Origin of the sequence: Thermosynechococcus vestitus BP-1 (assembly GCF_000011345.1) — a bacterium.
Taxonomy (GTDB): Bacteria; Cyanobacteriota; Cyanobacteriia; order Thermosynechococcales; family Thermosynechococcaceae; genus Thermosynechococcus; species Thermosynechococcus vestitus.
The window spans coordinates 1,252,098-1,271,242 of sequence record NC_004113.1; the positions used below are offsets into that span (position 1 = coordinate 1,252,098).

General features: G+C 53.6%; 16 protein-coding genes and 1 pseudogene. 15 read left to right on the plus strand and 2 right to left on the minus strand.

The features are described from left to right. Window positions 1-5 precede the first annotated feature (5 nt). From TLL_RS06120 to TLL_RS06140, 5 genes are all read left to right on the plus strand, one after another. On the plus strand, window positions 6-470 hold the full coding sequence (locus tag TLL_RS06120) for a PAM68 family protein (protein ID WP_126986363.1): 465 nt from the start codon (window positions 6-8) through the stop codon (window positions 468-470). Window positions 471-696: 226 nt separating this feature from the next. Then, on the plus strand, window positions 697-1,260 hold the full coding sequence (locus TLL_RS06125; protein WP_011057051.1) for a methanogen output domain 1-containing protein: 564 nt from the start codon (window positions 697-699) through the stop codon (window positions 1,258-1,260). Between the two features lie 50 nt (window positions 1,261-1,310). Then, on the plus strand, window positions 1,311-2,342 hold the full coding sequence (locus TLL_RS06130) for a GGDEF domain-containing protein (RefSeq protein ID WP_164920830.1): 1,032 nt from the start codon (window positions 1,311-1,313) through the stop codon (window positions 2,340-2,342). Window positions 2,343-2,474: 132 nt separating this feature from the next. Then, window positions 2,475-3,635: a ferredoxin--NADP reductase gene (gene petH / locus TLL_RS06135; protein WP_011057053.1), complete on the plus strand. Its 1,161-nt coding sequence runs from the start codon at window positions 2,475-2,477 to the stop codon at window positions 3,633-3,635. Between the two features lie 183 nt (window positions 3,636-3,818). After that, on the plus strand, window positions 3,819-4,103 hold the full coding sequence (locus TLL_RS06140; RefSeq protein WP_011057054.1) for a hypothetical protein: 285 nt from the start codon (window positions 3,819-3,821) through the stop codon (window positions 4,101-4,103). Here the strand turns inward: TLL_RS06140 and TLL_RS06145 are convergent. Continuing rightward, the gene (locus tag TLL_RS06145) at window positions 4,100-5,476 is read right to left on the minus strand and encodes an isochorismate synthase (protein WP_011057055.1); all 1,377 of its coding nucleotides are present in this window, start codon (window positions 5,474-5,476) and stop codon (window positions 4,100-4,102) included. The two genes, TLL_RS06140 and TLL_RS06145, sit on opposite strands and share 4 nt — an antisense overlap. Before the next feature lie 128 nt (window positions 5,477-5,604). Between TLL_RS06145 and msrB the strand changes: the two genes are divergently transcribed. The 7 genes from msrB to TLL_RS06180 all read left to right on the plus strand — a co-directional run bounded on the left by msrB (window position 5,605) and on the right by TLL_RS06180 (window position 13,053). After that, window positions 5,605-6,012, plus strand: coding sequence for a peptide-methionine (R)-S-oxide reductase MsrB (gene msrB / locus TLL_RS06150; protein ID WP_011057056.1), 408 nt, complete (start codon window positions 5,605-5,607; stop codon window positions 6,010-6,012). Next, a complete protein-coding gene (locus tag TLL_RS06155; RefSeq protein ID WP_011057057.1) occupies window positions 6,009-8,189 on the plus strand; it encodes a GAF domain-containing protein in 2,181 nt (726 codons plus the stop codon). The genes msrB and TLL_RS06155 overlap by 4 nt, the downstream gene beginning before the upstream one ends. Before the next feature lie 350 nt (window positions 8,190-8,539). Then, entirely contained in the window at window positions 8,540-9,112 is a 573-nt protein-coding gene (locus TLL_RS06160; protein ID WP_011057058.1) for a cell division protein SepF, read from the plus strand. Between the two features lies 1 nt (window position 9,113). Next, on the plus strand, window positions 9,114-9,908 hold the full coding sequence (gene proC / locus TLL_RS06165) for a pyrroline-5-carboxylate reductase (protein WP_231833846.1): 795 nt from the start codon (window positions 9,114-9,116) through the stop codon (window positions 9,906-9,908). Window positions 9,909-9,914: 6 nt separating this feature from the next. Further along, on the plus strand, window positions 9,915-10,349 hold the full coding sequence (locus TLL_RS06170; protein WP_164920831.1) for a hypothetical protein: 435 nt from the start codon (window positions 9,915-9,917) through the stop codon (window positions 10,347-10,349). A gap of 2 nt (window positions 10,350-10,351) precedes the next feature. Continuing rightward, on the plus strand, window positions 10,352-11,242 hold the full coding sequence (dapA, locus tag TLL_RS06175; protein ID WP_011057061.1) for a 4-hydroxy-tetrahydrodipicolinate synthase: 891 nt from the start codon (window positions 10,352-10,354) through the stop codon (window positions 11,240-11,242). A 65-nt stretch (window positions 11,243-11,307) separates the two neighbouring features. Beyond that, window positions 11,308-13,053 (plus strand): ribonuclease J, encoded by a 1,746-nt coding sequence (locus TLL_RS06180; protein WP_011057062.1) that lies wholly within the window; start codon window positions 11,308-11,310, stop codon window positions 13,051-13,053. Between the two features lie 410 nt (window positions 13,054-13,463). Here the strand turns inward: TLL_RS06180 and TLL_RS06185 are convergent, their stop codons facing one another. After that, the gene (locus TLL_RS06185) at window positions 13,464-14,768 is read right to left on the minus strand and encodes a 2-succinylbenzoate--CoA ligase (protein ID WP_164920832.1); all 1,305 of its coding nucleotides are present in this window, start codon (window positions 14,766-14,768) and stop codon (window positions 13,464-13,466) included. A 50-nt stretch (window positions 14,769-14,818) separates the two neighbouring features. Here TLL_RS06185 and rsfS point away from each other — a divergent pair, with 50 nt between their 5' ends. From rsfS to TLL_RS06200, 3 genes and pseudogenes are all read left to right on the plus strand, one after another. Then, window positions 14,819-15,238, plus strand: coding sequence for a ribosome silencing factor (gene rsfS / locus TLL_RS06190; RefSeq protein WP_011057064.1), 420 nt, complete (start codon window positions 14,819-14,821; stop codon window positions 15,236-15,238). Between the two features lie 26 nt (window positions 15,239-15,264). Then, window positions 15,265-15,534, plus strand: a pseudogene (locus tag TLL_RS13515) (hypothetical protein); the annotation flags it as partial. Window positions 15,535-16,291: 757 nt separating this feature from the next. After that, the gene (locus tag TLL_RS06200) at window positions 16,292-19,117 is read left to right on the plus strand and encodes a cation-translocating P-type ATPase (protein ID WP_011057066.1); all 2,826 of its coding nucleotides are present in this window, start codon (window positions 16,292-16,294) and stop codon (window positions 19,115-19,117) included. The last annotated feature ends 28 nt before the right edge of the window (window positions 19,118-19,145 follow it).

Sequence of the window (19,145 nt, forward strand, 5' to 3'; positions counted from 1 at the left end):
AGACAATGGCAAAACGGTCGGATCTGCCCTTTGAGCCTAAAAAGAAAAAAGGAGCAACCCATTCTGCTAAAGCTCCTGCTGCTGCAGCCGTCCGTTCTAAAGCGCCAACATCCCCAGCTAAGCAAGCCAAAACAGGTGCCGGCATTCCCGAAATTGTCAGCCAACGAATGGTGGCTCGGATGGCAATCTTCTGCGGTACCCCCACCCTCTTGGGACTGATGACATTTCCCCTCAGCTATTTCATTGTCCATGAGGGCTGGTTTAAGTTGCCGAATGTGGTCGTTGTCATCGTTAGTCTTGGTCTTTTTGGCCTTGGGGCGCTGGGGCTTAGCTATGGTATTCTTTCTGCCTCTTGGGATGAGCACGAGCAGGGAAGTTGGCTCGGCTGGCGAGAATTCCGCACCAATTTTGGTCGTGTGGTCGAGAGTTGGCAAGCCTATCAGGCCCAGCGATCGCAAAACGCCGAATAAGCGCGATCGCTGACTCAAGTGTGCGCCTTTAATCAAGCAAATGTTAGGAATTTTTTACGGGTTTTTTATCATTTCCCGTAGAGTATTTACTATGGATTCAGAGAGTTAGACCCTGACCCGAATAACCAAGCACGGTCAGCTGCATAGCAATATCAAGTGTTCCAGGCATCACCAGCGGCAAAGGGTCCTAAAGTGACTCAAACTCCGTTTCCTGAGGACAACCCCGATGACAGCAGTGGAAATGCTCCCAGTTGAGGCGCACACAAATCTAGGAAACCTGCCCATTAGCCTACAGTCCTCTAGCTTTCTGCGAAATTTGCTGGGATTCCTGGCAGAAACCCTTGAAGATGTTGTCGGGCTGGAGGATGCCTCTGGCTTTATTGCCCTCGTGGGACAGCAAATGGGCAATTACATCAATGAACTTTACACCCAAGCCCTCGGCGATCGCCCCCTTGATGCCAAGACCGTGGCTCAAATTCTTGTGGATCTCAAAAATCGCATTGAAGGCGGATTTTTCCTAATTGAGCAGGACGAAGAACGCATTATTTTAGGGAATCACCGTTGCCCCCTTGGCAGTGGTGTGGTGGGTCATCCCTCGTTGTGCATGATGACCTCAAATGTGTTTGGGGTGATTGTGGCGCACCACTTGGGCTATGCCAAGGTTTGTATTGAAGAGGCGATCGCCAATGGGGATCAAGGGTGCCGCATGGTGGTCTATACCCAACCCACCGCTGCTGCTTTAGCTGCTAAAGGGCGAGAACACTATCGTAGCGATCGCCTTGAGTCCTGAGTCAGTCTCAGCCGGTGAAGTCCTTCATTGCAGTGGGGTCAGGGAGCAAGATGAGCGACTTTACACTCGATATTAACACATGGATTGATCTGTTCCCAGAACCAATGCTGGCCATGAATGCCCAGGGCAACATTGTAGCCATTAACCCCAGTGGTCGTGAATTTTTTGGCGGCAGTGTGCTCAATCGCAACCTTAGGGAACTCGTCGCCACTCCCCCAGAGAAACTCAATAAATGGCTGCCCCTTTGGCAACAGGCCACCCAAATGGTGCCCGGTACTCTCCAAGGCCACCAAGGGCAAAAAATTGAAGTGCAAGCGGTGGGCATCCACCGTTGCCAGCCCCCCTTGATTCTGCTGCGACTCTTTCGCCAACCGCGGCTTCTAGGGCAGTTTATTATCCAACGGCAACAATTTGAGCAGTTGCAACAGCAGATGGCACGGCAAACGGCTTTGATTGTGGAGCTACAGCAGCAGCAAAAACAACTGGAGGCAGAAAATCACTATCTACAGCAAATCTCGCAGCAAGATAGCCTGACCAAACTGGCAAATCGGCGTACCTTTGAATCCCGTCTGCGGTTGGTCTGGCAGGAAGCGGCAGCAACCCATACTCCCTTAGCCATTGTCCTGCTGGATATTGACCACTTCAAGGACTACAATGACACCTATGGCCACTTGGCGGGCGATCGCGCCCTGCAACGGGTCGCCTATGCCATTAAATCTCAGGTGCGGGCAACAGATCTGGTGGCTCGCTATGGTGGTGAAGAGTTTGTTCTCCTGTTGTCCCAGGCCCACCACGACGCTGCCATTTGTATCTTAGAGCGGATTTTTAACCACATCCGCAGTTTAGAAATTCCCCATGCTAGTTCGCCGGTCAAACCCTATCTCACTCTAAGCGCTGGCATTTGCATTGCAACTGCAACCCCTAGGGATTGTCCAATTTCTGAGCTGATCGCCACCGCCGATGCCGCTTTGTACGAGGCCAAACGCTCAGGGCGCGATCGCTATGTGTTGCAAACCTATGCTTGGATAAGTGGGCCTATCAGCCAAGAAATCTCGCCCTGCCCTTCGGAAAAGGCCCCGTAGCTGCCGCTGCTAGATATAATGTGGGTGGCCAAAGCACGGCAATCCCCTAGCCAAAACGTGATAGTTGATCGCGGTTGGGACGTTGTATTGCAGAATGTAAAGCTGAGTTAATTTTTGGAGATCGTGTAGCCCATGTACAATGCGACGAATTCTCGCAGTCGGATGTTTCGCTATGAAGTGGTGGGACTGCGACAAACTGCCGAAACTGAGAAAACCAACTATGCCATCCGCAACAGTGGCAGTCAATTTTTCAACGTTCCCTATGACCGCATGAATCAGTTTATGCAGCAGATTACCCGTTGGGGGGGCAAAATTGTTAGCATCCAACCCCTCAATGGTACGGTTGCGCCCCTGGCTGCCACCACGGAACCTGCCGCCAATAATGGTGCTGCCCCTGTTAAAGAAAAGAAAGTTGATATTCCCGTCAATATCTATCGTCCCAACAATCCCTGCATTGGTAAGGTCATCTCCAATGAAGAGCTGGTGCGTGAAGGAGGTGAGGGAACGGTCAAGCACATTATCTTTGACATTTCTGGTACCGAGTTGCGCTATCTCGAAGGTCAAAGTATTGGCATTATTCCTGCGGGTACCGATGCCAACGGCAAACCCCACAAGCTGCGCCTCTACTCCATTGCCTCGACCCGCCACGGTGACTTTCAAGATGATAAAACGGTCTCCCTGTGTGTGCGGCGCCTAGAGTACAAGGATAAAGAGACGGGGGAAACCATCTATGGCGTTTGCTCCTCCTACCTCAACCAACTGCAGCCCGGCGATGAAGTGAAAATCACAGGGCCAGTGGGTAAAGAAATGCTTCTGAGCGATGACCCTGAGGCCACAATCATTATGCTGGCAACGGGAACTGGAATTGCCCCCTTCCGGGCCTTCCTGTGGCGCATGTTCAAAGAAAATAACCCCGATTATCAATTCAAGGGGCTGGCATGGCTCTTCTTTGGTGTCGCCTACACTGCAAATATCCTCTACAAGGATGAGTTAGAGGCAATACAGGCCCAGTATCCCGATCACTTCCGCCTCACCTATGCCATCAGCCGTGAGCAAAAAACCCCTGACGGCGGCAAGATGTACATCCAAGGTCGCATTGCTGAGCATGCGGATGAAATCTGGCAACTCCTCCAGAAGAAAAATACCCATGTCTATATGTGTGGTTTGAGGGGGATGGAGCCGGGTATTGATGAGGCAATGACCGCAGCAGCCGCCAAAAATGGTGCCGATTGGCAAGAGTTCCTCAAGGGCACGCTCAAAAAAGAAGGCCGCTGGCACGTGGAAACCTACTAGAGAGCTCATGGGGGGCGATCGCCCCCTTTCATGCCAATTGCCGCTCAGATCTGTCAGGATAGAAGTAAAGGGAACGGTTACCGAGCAATCAATGTCGGGTGTAGGGTCGCTAAAAGGTAACCCACTTGCCGCCAAGTTGTCAGGATTCCCGTATTCTAATGGTGAGTCATCCAGCGATCGCCTATGATTTATCCTCGCTTTCTGCGCAAAGCCTACCGTAGAGAACCCATCTCTGCCTTCCTTCTGTTAATGGGAGGGGTGGATTCCACCATTGGGGGCGTGGGGGGCTACAACGGTCTGCTGCTTTTGGGTCTAGGTGTGATGGGAAGTGCACTCCTCTATCGTCTGCTCCAGCGATCGCCCGAACGTCCTCTTCCTGAGAAGGTACCCCAGTATGCGCTGCCGCCCCAGTCTTCCCAGCCCTTGCCAATGCTGACGATGAGCAAAAAGCACCCCCCCCTGCGCTAGGCCAAAGCTGAGATCATCGTCTGAAATTTCCACAGGATTTCCTGCCATTCCCGTTCAGGGTGAGAGCCTTTGACAATACCTGCCCCAGCCAAGAGATGGGCATAATTGCCCTGGAGGTGGGCAGAGCGAATTCCAACAATGAATTCCCCTTCTCCAGTGGGTGTCACCCAACCAAGGGGTGCAGCATAGCCATTGCGATTAAAGGGTTCCAGTTGCCGCAGCCAATGTTGTGCCCGAGCAGCGGGATAGCCTGCCACTGCTGGCGTAGGATGCAAGGCCGCCACCACTTGGAGAATATGAATCGGTTCAGGCAGAGGTGCCTGAATCAAGGTTTGCAGATGTTGAATATGACTCAATTCAAGGATGCGGGGTTTGGCGGGTACCTCACAGGTCATGCCCAACCGTTGGAGGGTTTGGCGGAGAAATTCAACAATGACTTGATGCTCATAGCGTTCCTTGGGGCTGTGGTAAAGGCCATTGCGCAGGCTTTGATCCTCCTGTTGGGTTTGCCCCCGGGGCCGGGAACCTGCCAAGGCATCGGCACAGAGGACGCCATCGGCAATCTTGACCAAGCGTTCGGGACTGGCTCCCAAAAAGACCTGCTGCCGCTTTTGGCCAACACTGAAGATGTAGGCATTGGTGTACTGCTGGCGCAGGTTTTGCAACGTTCCCAGCCAGCTAAACCCCTGAGGCTGCTCTAGGGTGAGGGCAGCGGCTAAAACCAATTTTTCGATGTCTCCCTCCTCAAGGAGCCGCAGGGCATGCTTGACCCGGCGAATAAATTGTCCATACTGCTCAGTCAGGGGCGGTAGAGCGATCGCCAGGGGTGGTGGACAGGGGGGCGGCTCAGCGAGAATCTGTGCCAGTGCCCGCTGCACCAATTGCCAGTCTTGCCAGAGGCGATGTGGAGTATTGGTCTCTAAAGCACAATTGAGGGTGAGCCAAACCTGCTCCAGACGCTGAATCACTTGCCAGCGGGGTAAGACTCCCCAGTTCGGATGGGTGTCATCCCAAAAACTGAATTGACAAAACAGGCGCGGTTCGGCTGGAGCGATCGCCCACAGGCGGCTGAGGGTTTGTTCACTAAAACGCTGCAGTTCTCCAAACCGTTGATGTCCCTGAACACTGCTCGTCGCCACTGCACCACAGGCAGCAACAATCTCCCCCGCTTGCTCAAGGTAAAAATGCTCACTTTCGCCACTGACGTGCATTAGACCTGCCAAGAGCATCAGGGGATCAACTGTTGGTAAGGCGATGCCTAAACTAAGGAACTGACAATTGGCCTGCTGTGCTGCCTGAATGCCAGCGCTGACCTGAGTATAAAACTCGGACTCAGAGGACAAATCAAAAGTAAGGGGCAGCGAAACCGGCATAACCAAACAAGGTCAAGATTGCCCTTACATTTTCCCCTTGGTAGGGAACCTTTGGCAAAAAGACTGGAACTTGCCGAGGTCACTGATTATGCTGAGGAGTAGGATCACGGTCTATTTCTGAGGCAAGTATGACTAAGGTTGTGAAAACAGATGCAGAATGGCAAGCGCAACTGACCCCTGAGCAGTACTATGTCACCCGCAAAAAGGGAACGGAGCGCGCCTTCACAGGCTGCTACTGGAATAACAAAAAGCCCGGTCTCTATTCCTGTGTCTGCTGCGGCACACCGCTCTTTCGCTCTGAGACAAAGTATGATTCTGGCACGGGTTGGCCCAGTTTTTGGCAGCCCCTTGATCCCAACAATATCCGCATGGAGCGGGATCTTTCCCATGGCATGGTGCGCACGGAAGTCTTGTGTGCTGTCTGCGATGCCCACCTGGGCCATGTCTTTGAGGATGGCCCGCCCCCCACAGGACTGCGCTACTGCATTAACTCAGCGGCACTGGCATTTGTCCCTGAATCTGCCGCCTCTTCATGAGCCCCGTGATTGAACAACTGCAAAGCCTCAACCGCATTTTGGTCAAACTGGCGCGGCGGCAGCCCTTCCATGGGGCCAACTGTGAGGAGATTTTGCAGGATATTCTCTCTACGAGTGCCCGGAGTCTCAAGGTGGCCCGGGTAAGTCTTTGGTTTTATGCGGACGATCGCCAGCAGATTGAATGTGTGCACTTGTTTCAAGAGTCGGGGCAAGGGTTGACGGCGGGGATGAAGCTGACCGCCAGTGACTATCCTCGCTACTTTGCAGCCCTACAGGAGGAGCGCACGATTACCGCCCATGAGGCTGGGGTTGATCCGCGCACCCAAGAGTTTCGCCAAAGTTACCTCGAACCCCTTGGCATTACCTCGCTGCTGGATGTGCCCATTTGGGTTGAAGGGGTGATGATTGGCATTCTCTGCTATGAGCACATGGGACCGCCCCGCCAGTGGACGGTGGCGGAGGAGCAGTTTGCCGCTTCCCTTGCCGATCTGGTGTCCCTAGTTGTGGAAAGTCGCGATCGCCACCGCGCCCTTAAAGCCCTAGAGGAGAGTGAAGCCCGCTTGGCCACCTTCTTTCAAGCCACCTCTGAGGCGGTCGTCATCCATGAGCAGGGCACAATTCTCGATGTCAATGCCGCAACCGAACGGCTGTTTGGCTATAGGGCTGCAGAACTAGTGGGTCAGTCGGTGTTATTGCTGACACATCCAGAATCGCGATCGCTGATTTTAGAGCGAATTCAGCAGCCAATGGATGTCCCCTTTGAAGCCCTTGCTCGCACCAAAAGTGGTGAAGTCCTGATTGTTGAGGTTCAGGGAAAATCCATTCTCTATCAGGGGCGCTGGGCACGGGTGGTGGGGATCCGGGATATTACGCAACGCAAAACTGCTCAACAGAAGGTGCAATTGGCTGCCCAACAGCAGCAACTACTGGCGGAAGTTGCCCTGCGCATTCGCCAAACCCTGGAACTGCCAGAGGTGCTCAATACGACGGTGGTGGAAGTGCGCCGCTATCTCCTCAGCGATCGCGTGTTTATTGTCGCTTTTGATCCGATCACCGAAGAGATTCAAGTGGTGGCCGCAGCCATGGCTCCCCAGTGGCATACGAACCTTGAGGCGCTCCTGGAAAACGTGCCTTATCGTTCACAGCTGCTGACGACAGCGGCTACCCTCTCCTGCGGTCAGGAAGGTCTTGATTCCCAGCTGCGACAGGTGTATGAAGCACACCACATCCAGTCTTGTCTACTGATTCCGATCCAACATCGTCCCCAGGGCCGGTGCTTTTTGCTGGGTGTCCACCAATGTGACCACCGGCGAGAGTGGCAGCCCCACGAACGAGCGTTTTTAGAGCAATTGGCGACTCAGGTGGCGATCGCCCTGCAGCAAGCAGAACTTTATCAACAATTGGCGGCCTTGAATGCCAATTTAGAACAGCAGATCGCCGAGCGCACTGGGCAATTGCAGCAGAAAATGAGTGAACTGGAGGAACTCAACCGCCTCAAGGATCTCTTCTTGCATGCGGTGTCCCATGATTTACGCACCCCGGTCCTCGGTACCCTGATGCTGATTAACCATCTCTTGCAGAGCGACACCAGCGACACGATTGCTGTACCCCGCAGCACCTTAACCTGTATTCAGCACAGCCAGCAGCGTCAACTGCATCTCATTGAAACACTGCTGCATATCCAGGGGGACCGGCAACCTTCCCTCTCTTTGGCGATCGCCCCCACCTCCTTAGCCACACTTGTCAACGACATCTTGGCTGATTTACAACCCCTGCTCGAGAAAAATAAGGCGACGGTGAAACTGCAAATCCCTCCCACCTTGCCCCTGGTGCCCGTTGATCCTATCCAACTGCGACGAGTCTATGAGAATTTGATCACGAATACCCTAAAACACAATTGTCCTGGCATCATCATCACACTGGCGGCAGAAGAACGGGGAGATAGTGTTTACTGCACCGTCAAGGATAATGGCGTCGGCATCCCCCCTGACCAGCAATCTCACCTCTTTGAGCTCTATTATCGTGGCGGTGCAAGCCACCATCGCACGGGCATCGGTTTGGGTTTATATCTCTGCCGACAAATTATAACCGCCCATGGGGGCGAGATTGGGGTCACAGAGGGGGATTCCCAGGGAGCAACTTTTTGGTTTCGGATTTCCTTAGCCGACCAAATTTAGCAACTAGGCAGGAAGCGGCGCGCTCCAGGTCTCAGTATGAAAGTCGGGAGTCTGTCACGGCATTGTTACCCTTGACAAACCCAAGGCAAAAGCGAGACACTTAAGGCCAATGTCATCCTTATTATCTCGGTTTTGTGTAAAATGGCCAGTTGAAGTTTCCTGTTTTAACTCCACTCCCGTGGACATTTGTGCATAGGTTCCCTTTTAGTCACGAAACTAAGATTGTTAAAACACGAGGAATACTATCTGGCATTTACGTTTCTGACCTGTCGCGGCGACAATACCACGGCACTTCAGAAGGGTTTTGCAACTCATACATTGACATTTACTAGGAGCAATAGTGAGTCGTTATGTTGGGCAAACTCCGTGACCTGATGGGTCTAACCCCAGAAACTGACATCTACGATGAGGAATACCCTCAAGGAACGGCACGAACACTAACCACGGAACCTGGCGTGGAACCGCTGCCCGCATCCCCGCCAACCCCGACTCATGACTTTGACACCCGTCCATCCCCCTCGGTTGCCACTGGTTCAGTGCCGACGGGATCAACCGCCTCCAATGTAATTGGTATGCCTAATGCCGGCCGTTGGTGGGGGGCAGTGGCCGAAGTTTTGGTGATGCAGCCCCGCAGTTTTAGTGAAATGCCTGAGGTGATCAAAGCCCTTAAGGAGCGCAAGTCTGTGGTGCTCAATCTAACCTTGATGGAGCCAGAGCAAGCCCAACGCTCAGTGGATTTTGTTGCCGGTGCCACATTCACAATTGATGGCCATCAAGAGCGTATTGGCGAGAGTATTTTCCTCTTTACGCCCAGCTGTGTCCAAGTGAGTACTCAAGTCGGCGGCGTTCGTCCCAGTGCAACACCAACCCCCACCCCCCCGTCCGCCTGGGGTATGGATGCCCAACAACACCATAGTGCCTAGGGTGCCTGCTCTTGGGATCATTGGCTGTGGCCGCATGGCGGAGGCAATGCTTGCGCGGCTGCTTGCAAAGGGTCTATTGCCAGACCATGTGTGGGTATCGGCGCGATCGCCCCAGCGGCAACAGTACTTAGCCCACACCTACGGGGTTAGAGTCACAACTAACCTTGAAGTAGCCACCGCCGAAACGCTCCTACTGGCGGTCAAGCCCCAGGTCTTGGCCGATATTGAGTCGGAACTCGCGGATACGCCGGTAGCTCAGGAGATGGGGGTTGTCCTTTCTATCATGGCCGGGATCCACAGTGGGCGGCTGCGGCGGCTTTTTCCCCAGCGGTTGATCTTTCGGGCGATGCCGAATACACCAGCACAGGTGGGTGCTGGCGTCATTGCCCTTGCCAGTGACAGTGCAGCCAGTGAACTGGAGATTCAAAAGATTAAGAATTTGTTGGGGGTGCTGGGGCAGGTGGTGGCTGTCAGTGAAGGGCAAATGGATGCGGTCACGGCGCTGTCTGGCTCTGGCCCTGCCTTTGTTGCTCTCATTGTCGAGGCTCTCTGTGATGCGGGGGTGGCAGTGGGCCTATCGCGATCGCTGACACAGGAACTCGTTTATGGCACAATAGCAGGCACAGTACAATTACTGAAGGAGCGTGGGCTGCATCCGGCGCAACTCAAGGATGCGGTTGCCAGTCCTGCAGGGACAACCATTGCGGGTCTCGAAGTCCTGGAAGCTGCCGGTATGCGTGGAACCCTCATGCAAACAGTAAAAGCGGCCTACGAGCGTTCCCAAGCCCTCAACTAAGTGCCTATGCCCAACTCTCCCACAACCGCTGATCCCCCCGCCATTGAAGGCTTAGATGTGAAGGTGGTCTTCATTTACTACTTTGCCTGTGTAACTGCCATCACCGCCCTGAGTTTGAGCCAAATTTGCCACTGGAGTCTATTGTCTCCTCTGCCCTACCGTTGGGGATTAGCCGTGGGAGTTGTCGTGGGAGCGATCGCCGCCTATCGGAATCATACGAAAATTCTGGTGCTGACCCTGTCGCAACTGTTGCAGCTGGAGGCATGGCTCAAGGACAATGGCTACGAAGTGAGTGAGACCGCAGAGAATTTAACCATTTATCGCTCCCCCCAAAGCTGGCGACGCGGGGCAATCATCCTGGAAAATTTGGGCGATCGCCGGCGCGTGTATAGCCGTGCGGTCACGATTCGGCAACTGCAACGGAACTTGGCTGAGGGTTGACTGTGACTGACTTCGGACGTGTCATTACCGCCATGATTACGCCATTTACAGCGGATGGCGCGATCGCCTACGATGTGGCGGCAAAACTGGCACAGCACCTTGTGGCCAATGGCTCCGATGGCATTGTTGTTTGCGGCACCACCGGCGAATCTCCCACCCTCACTTGGGAAGAGGAATTTCAACTCTTTCAAACGGTGCAGCAGGCGGTGGCGGGCAAAGCTAAAATTATTGCCGGTACGGGTTCCAACTCCACCCGGGAAGCCATTGATGCCACGGCAAAGGCCGCAGAACTGGGCCTCGATGGTGCGCTCTTGGTTGTCCCCTACTACAATAAACCGCCCCAAGAAGGACTCTACGCCCATTTTCAAGCGATCGCCAAGGCGGTGCCGGACTTTCCCCTCATGCTCTACAACATCCCCGGCCGCACAGGGCAAAACCTGCTACCAGAAACAGTGATCCGCCTTGCTGAGTACCCGAACATTGTTGCCATCAAAGAAGCCAGCGGCAGCCTTGATCAAGCCAGTACCCTGCGTGCTGCTCTACCGCCGACCTTTCGCATTTACGCCGGCGATGATTCCCTGACGTTGCCATTACTGGCTGTTGGTGGTTATGGTGTAGTCAGCGTTGCCAGTCACCTTGTGGGCTTACGCATTCAAGAGATGATCCAAGCCTTTGTCCAGGGAGACACGGCCAAAGCCACTGCTATTCACTGTCAACTCTTGCCACTGTTTAAGGCTTTATTTGTGACGACAAACCCGATTCCGATCAAAGCTGCCCTTAGCCTCCAAGGTTGGTCAGTGGGTGAACCCCGACTACCCCTCACGTCTGCAAGTGACGCCGTGATTAGCCAATTGAAGGCTGTTTTAGATGACCTTGGCCTACTGAAGTCTTAAGACAACGCTGGGCATTTCCCAAGCTGCACCACACCTTTTTTGTTCGTTTCATTGTAAGGAGACCTATGAGTCAATCCGCTACAACTGCTGCCCTAAAAATTATTCCCCTCGGTGGGCTGCATGAAATTGGCAAGAACACCTGCGTTTTTGAATTCCAAGATGAAATTATTTTGCTGGATGCAGGACTGGCCTTTCCCACCGATGGGATGCATGGGGTCACTATCGTCCTACCTGACATGACCTATCTGCGGCAAAATCGCCACAAAATCAAGGGGATGATTGTCACCCATGGCCACGAAGATCACATTGGTGGCATTGCCTTTCACCTCAAGCAGTTTGATATTCCCGTCATCTATGGCCCTCGCCTTGCCATGGCGTTGCTGCAAGGGAAACTAGAAGAGGCGGGGGTTGCCGATCGCACCGAACTTCGCACTGTACAGCCTCGGGAGATGGTGCGTTTGGGCAAAAATTTCCTTGTGGAGTATATCCGCAATACCCACTCCATTGCCGATAGCTTCTCGGTGGCGATTCATACCCCCATTGGCGTGATTATCCACACAGGGGATTTCAAGTTTGATTTTACCCCCGTTGATGGTGAGTGCTTTGATCTGCAGCGGCTGGCGGAGCATGGGGAGAAGGGGGTTCTCTGCCTCATTAGTGACTCCACCAACTCCGAAGTCCCCGGCCACACGCCCTCGGAGCGATCCGTCTTTCCCAACTTGGATCGTGCCTTTAGCCAAGCGGAGGGGCGGATTATTTTTACCACCTTTGCCTCTTCGGTGCATCGTCTCAGTATGGCCTTGGAATTAGCTCAAAAGCATGGCCGAGTAGTCTCGGTCTTGGGTCGCTCGATGCTCAATGTGATTGCCCATGCCCGGCAGTTGGGCTATATTCGCTGCCCCGATGATCTCTTTGTGCCGCTGCACATGATGCACAAGTACCCAGATCATCAGGTGATGTACCTCACCACTGGCTCCCAAGGGGAACCCCTCTCTGCCCTGACGCGGATTTCCAAGGGGGAACACAACAAAATTAAAATTCGCCCAGGGGATACGGTCATTCTCTCGGCTCACCCGATTCCAGGGAACACGATTGCCGTGGTGAACATGATCGATCGCCTAATGATGCAAGGTGCCAAAGTCATCTATGGTCGCGAACAGGGCATTCACGTCTCTGGCCATGCCTGTCAAGAGGATCAAAAGCTGATGCTGGCCTTGACGAAGCCCAAGTTCTTTTTACCCGTCCATGGCGAACACCGCATGTTGGTGAAACACGCCCAAACGGCTCAGAGCATGGGGATTCCCCCTGAGAATATGGTGATTATTGACAACGGCGATGTGGTGGAACTGACCCGTGACTCGATTCGTGTCATAGATAAAGTCCCCGCTGGCATTGAGCTCCTGGATCGCGGTGGCATTGTCAAAGCCCATGTGCTGCAAGAACGGCAACAACTGGCTGAGGAAGGCATTATCACCGTGGCAGTGGCGGTGGGTACTGATGGCAGTCTGAAAGCGACTCCCGAAGTCCACCTGCGGGGCGTGGTCACAGCCATTGAGCCACAGGCTTGGCAGGCTTGGGTACATGCTACGGTTGAGACCGCCTTGAGCGATCGCTGGAGTGAATATACCCGCAATGGCGAGGTGGACTGGGCTGGGGTCAAAGCCCACATTGAACGGGAACTGGTGCGACTGGTGCGCCGTGAACTTCAGGGGAATGCCTCAGTCCTATTGCTCCTGCAACCCATCGAAGTCACCCCGACTGTGACAACAGGAATCCGCCGGCGTCGCAGCACGACTTCTGTGGTTGGCTAGCATCAAGATTCTTGGGCAGGAGATTGTGCCTATTTGTGGGGTATCCCTGCCCGTTGATTTTTGTCTGTGCTGTGCTAGCCAGCATCACAGCAAGAGGGGGTTTTCAGTTGACTTTTTTGGTGGAGCAACAACCCCTCAAGAATATCTTCATTGAGATCTAGCCAATCAATGCATCACCTGCACCCCTAATTTGAAAGTGACTGCGCTCTTCTGTGGTGGCATAGGTCAAACGTGGATACCCTGCGATCGCCCCCGCACTCCTTCGCCCATCCTCATAGATCGACCCCAGGCGTATTATCTGTTACCAAGACTCGATCCTTCTAGGTAAATTCAGAGGACCCGTTGCAGAACCTGTCCCACGCGTGTTTTCACTTCTCGAGATTGCTTGCCATCAAACGCTCAATGCCCCCTCATTCCCTTTGACCATAGCCATCGGCCAGGGTTACCAAGGATACTTTCCCTTGGGGTGTGCGGGGAATTTGCGGCACACGAATCCATTGCTTGGGGCATTTGTAGGCGCTGCATTGCTGTTTGAGCCATGTGTTGAGTTCCTCAGGGGAGGCGTCTCCCACATAAAGGGCAATGACTTGTTCGCCCCAAAGGGGGTCGGCTGCGCCGTAGATGTAGATGTCTTGGATGAGGCCACTGTCAAGGAGTAAAGCCTCTAACTCTTCGGGGTAGATATTCTCGCCGCCACTGATGATTTTGCGGCTGCTGCGTCCCAAAATGTAGAGGCGATCGCCTCGCCATTGAGCGCGATCGTCGGTTGGGAAGATGGCTGAGTCAAAGAACTCAGGGTAATAGCCAAGGGCAAGGGAAGCCGCCTGAATCTGAATCTCACCCGTAGGGGTCAAATCAATCTGGGCATGGGGTAAGACTTGACCACAGGAGCGATCGCCCGCCAAAAATTCCCCCTGTCGCTGGGCACAGATCATACCTGCGGTTTCTGTCATTCCATAGGTGAGACATAAAGGCAATCGCTGCGTTGCCGCCTCCTCTAGCAGTTGTGACCAAGTGGGGCCACCGCCAATAAAAATCCCCCTTAACTTCCCTAACCACGGTAGCGGTTCCGTCAGCACCTGTTGTAGTTGCCGAGGCACGAGAGAAAGCCACAGATCAAGATTGGCAGGTGGTGTGGTTTGCCGTAAGTCCCGTAGATGGCGCGCTAGATAGAGTTCTCCCCCACTCCATAGCGATCGCAGCACAGGCATCAGGCCACTGACATGGTACAAAGGCAAAATACTCAGACAATGAATTGTTAATTGCTGTAAATGACTTTGCAACCCCATCCTCGCCGCCTGCAGGGTGGCCACGGTGTGAATCGCCCAACGCAACCGCCCCTGAGTGCCGCCAGTGGGAATCAGAATCCAGCCCTGGGGCAATCGTTCTCCAGATCCTTGGGGGTCTAGGGGGGGCACCGTTCCCCAAGCCATAAAATTCTGCGGCAAGATCGCTGCCAATTGCTGCCACTCTTGGGACTGCCATTGGGGATTGGCCAGTAACAGGGGCGTGCCTGTGGAGAGTGCTGCTAGAAACCCCCTGAGAAAAGAGAGGGGGTCGGATTCAGCTAGGACAAGCACCGTTGGCTGCCGCTGTTGGAGTTGCTCCTGATCATTAGCTAATTGCTCGAGGAGAATGGCAGTCGCACTGTGCCATTGTCCGTTGTGGGGGCACCACAGCCAGTGAGGGGCAATCCTCGTAAGGTTTTGTAACAAATTTGTCCTGCACCTCCCGAAACCAATGGCTAAAATCAAAGGATAAAGGAGTGCGTTTAGGAGAGAGCAGCCTGACTATTCAACAGATGCAACGGGTAGCCGCAATTACTGACCCTAGCCTTAAACTAGCATGGACCGCAGCCTATGCCGCCGACGATCGCAAGGGAGTGGATATCTGCCTTTTGGATGTGAGTGGCGTATCCTACCTCAGTGACTACTTTGTCATCATTACCGGTCTTTCCAAAACCCAAGTGCGCGCCATTTACCAAGGGATTGAGGAAGCGGCTCTTGAACATTGCCAACGCCAACCCCAACATATTGAAGGCCAAGCAGAATGTTCATGGGTGCTGATGGACTACGGCGATGTCATTGTCCATGTGCAGTTGCCCAAGGAGCGCCAATACTACAACCTGGAGGCCTTTTGGGGACACGCCCAGCGCATTCCCTTTGAGCCAGCAGTTACCCTCTAGGTCATCCCACCCGGCTCCTAGAAGACTCCGATGCCGCTGCCCTTAAACAAGTAGATATTGGCATGGGGCAGCGATGGTACCAAAGCAGCCAGTAATAGGGTGCTTTTGGCTGACAACTTCACCACCATTATTGCTGCCACCGAGAAGGGGTGAGCGGTACATAGCAGCATTCGCCACTTCATCAAATATATCCTTGGCTCCAACATTGGCGAAGTGATCACAATTGCCTATTCACCCTTGTGGAGACTGGGGGAGTGCTCCTAACACCCTTGCAAATTCTCTGGATAAACCTCGTCTGGTATTAATGCCTCTAATCTGCCCAGTGGGGGTAATCAGCCTCCTAGCAGCGGCGCAGTTATTTCTGAAACAGCATCAGAAACAAACGGTAGCGCTATAGTAACGCAAGCAGCAGGCCGTACTACTTGTTCGCGTAATGGGGAGGAATTCACAGAAGAGAATCGAGAAGGTAAGTCACGGCGGCGTGTAGTGCTTATTAATGGCCGACAAACAGCTGTTGACCCACTCAGTCATTTAACGGAATATGAATCTGAAGATGAGCAGTGGAAGGAAGATGCGGGCTGCATAAACCTTGAGTTAAATGGTAACAATGTGCAGTAATTTATAATTACTCACTTATTACTGCTCTTGTTTGCATCTTGCAAAACTGAAGACCGCTTTAGTGCCAGTTTGGCCATGCTAAAGTGAGCCTAGGCAGCAACTAGAGTCGTAGTTAACGGCTCTTTTCGTTTGGATCATCTAAACTGTGTTCACCCCTGCTCGCTTAGGCTCTGTGGCTTCATGTTTAACCCTTGGTTGCCGCAATTACAGTTCTTGTAGCCGCTCCCGCTCATTGCAAATGTGCCCCTTTGATCTGAAAACCTTGGACCCCTTGGCGCCTACAATATTCTAGCCCCGCGATCAAGACACTTGGGCAACGGAATGGTTTTGGACCCAGTCTGAGCGACCCCTAACGCTGATGGCGCGCTACGAGGACTATTGGCAGCGGTTTGGTATGGTGAAGATAAAGAAAGGATAATCATCTCCCCATCCACCATGACCTCCTCCAACGCCTCCTCCAACATTGATCGTGACTCCGTTTGGCATGCTCTGAGTGCCGATGAAGCCATTAGCCACCTTGGGAGCGATCGCCAACAGGGGTTGAGTTTTGCAGAAGTGCAACGGCGACAGACCCAATATGGCCGCAATGAACTTGTTGACAATGGCCGCCGCCCCCGCTGGCAGATCTTCACGGATCAGTTTCGCAATGTGATGCTGATCATGCTGCTGGTGGTGGCGTTCATCTCTGGCACATTGGAGATTCTCGAATCCCTCCAAGAAAACAGGATTCCCTTGCCCAAGGATGCAACCGCAATCCTGGTGGTGGTGATTCTCAATGCCATTTTGGGGTACGTCCAAGAAGCCCGTGCTGAGGAAGCTCTAGCAGCCCTGAAAAATATGGCGGCACCCAAGGTGCGTGTCCTGCGCGAAGGCAAAGTCATGGACATTGACTCCCCTGAACTGGTTGTCGGGGATATTTTCTTTTTGGAAACTGGGGTAAAAGTGGCTGCCGATGGTCGCCTTCTAGAAACCGTCAACCTGCAAATCCGCGAGGCTGCCCTTACAGGTGAAGCAGAAGCTGTCAGTAAAGATGCTGCGAAAATTTTACCCATTGATACTGAAGTGGGCGATCGCGCCAATCTAGTGTTTGCAGGCACAGAGGTTAGCCAAGGGCGAGGGGTCGCCGTCGTCACCGCGATCGGCATGGATACCGAACTGGGGAAAATTGCTGCTGCCCTCCAAGGGGTCGAGCAGGAACCCACACCACTGCAAAAACGGATGACCGAGCTGGGAAATCGCTTAGTGGGGTTTTCCTTGGTGCTGGTGAGCATTGTTGTGATTGCGGGGGGGCTGTACGATCCTTCACTGCTGCGGCATCTCATTGAAGTTTCCCTGAGTATGGCAGTGGCAGTGGTACCCGAAGGCTTGCCTGCTGTGATTACCGTCACCCTTGCCTTGGGAACGCAACGGATGGTGAAACGCCATGCCCTGATTCGTCGGCTGCCGGCAGTGGAGACGTTGGGAAGTGTGACAGTCATTTGCTCCGACAAAACCGGTACCCTCACCCAAAACAAAATGGTCGTGCAGGCGATCGCCACAACGTCCTATCGCGCCAAGGTGAGTGGCAATGGCTATGAACCTAAGGGGGACTTTTACGACGCCAATACCGATGACCCCTTAGCCCTGTACGAACGGCACCTACTGCTGCTCGCCGGGGCACTGTGTAATGATGCCCTGCTTAAACAACACGCAGCCGAATGGGTGATCCTCGGTGACCCCACAGAAGGCTCCCTGCTCCCCTTGGCCGCTAAGGGGGGCATTGATCTGAAAGTGCTACGGGAAACAGCGGAGCGGGTTGCCGAGTTTCCCTTTGATGCCAATCGCAAGCGCATGAGTACGTTCTATCGCCGTGAGTCTGTTCCTGATCTTCCCGCCAAGGAACCCTACTGGATGATCACCAAAGGGTCGCCCGAATTGATCCTAGAACGCTGCCAATGGCGGCAGGTGGGACAGGACATTCAACCCCTAACACTGGCGGAGCGCCAAGAGATTCTCGCTGAAAACGATCGCTTTGCCGCTCAGGGTCTACGGGTCTTGGGGATCGCCCATCGCTACTGGTCAGAGTTACCGCCGCCAGAGAGCGTCGAGACCAGTGAGCAGGGGTTAACTTGGTTGGGGCTGGTGGGCATTCTTGATCCTCCTCGCCCGGAGGTGCTGGAGGCCGTCGCCACCTGTCGCACTGCCGGCATTCGCCCGATTATGATTACGGGCGATCATCAACTGACTGCCCAGGCGATCGCCAGTCAAATTGGCATCTGTGAGTGGGGCGATCCTACCCTCACCGGTCGGACCATTGAAAAAATGAGTAGCGAGGAATTGGATGCTGTCACTCCCACCGTCAGCGTCTATGCCCGGGTCTCCCCAGAACATAAACTGCGAATTGTCAAATCGCTGCAACGTCACGGTGAGATTGTGGCCATGACTGGCGATGGTGTCAATGATGCCCCTGCCCTTAAACAAGCGGATATCGGGGTAGCCATGGGGATTACGGGTACTGACGTCACCAAGGAAGCCAGTGACATGGTGCTCTTGGATGATAACTTTGCCACCATTGTGGCTGCTACCGAGGAAGGGCGAGTCATTTACAGCAATATCCGTCGCTTTATTAGATACATTCTCGGCTCCAACATTGGTGAAGTAATTACAATCGCCTGCTCACCCCTCCTGGGACTAGGAGGTGTTCCTCTAACGCCCTTACAGATTCTCTGGATGAACTTGGTTACCGATGGCCTGCCTGCCCTTGCCCTTGCCGTTGAACCGGGAGATCCCGATGTCATGAAGCGCCCTCCCGTTAAGCCGAACGAGAGCATTTTTGGCCGGGGCTTGGGTTCCTATATGATTCGCATCGGTTTGATCTTGGCGCTCGTTGGCATTTCCCTAATGGTATGGGCCTACAGCTACGCCAGTGAACATTTAGAGGGGGGACTGGATCCCAGACGTTGGACAACCATGGTCTTTACCACCCTCTGCCTGGCCCAAATGGGTCACGCCCTCGCCGCTCGTTCAAGTACACGACTGACCATTGAAATGAACCCCACCTCCAACCCCTTTGTTTGGGCATCGGTCATTTTGACAACGATTCTACAACTCCTGTTGATCTATGCACCACCCCTGCGGCAGTTTTTTGGCACCTACCTGCTCTCGGGAACTGAGCTAGCTGTGTGTATTGGCTTTAGCATGCTTGTCTTTGTGTGGGTAGAGCTCGAGAAACTGGTGTTGCGGCTATTCAATAAAGGCCAAGAACTCAAGCTATTGGAATAAGCTCCCTAAAAACCCATGACCTTGGCGA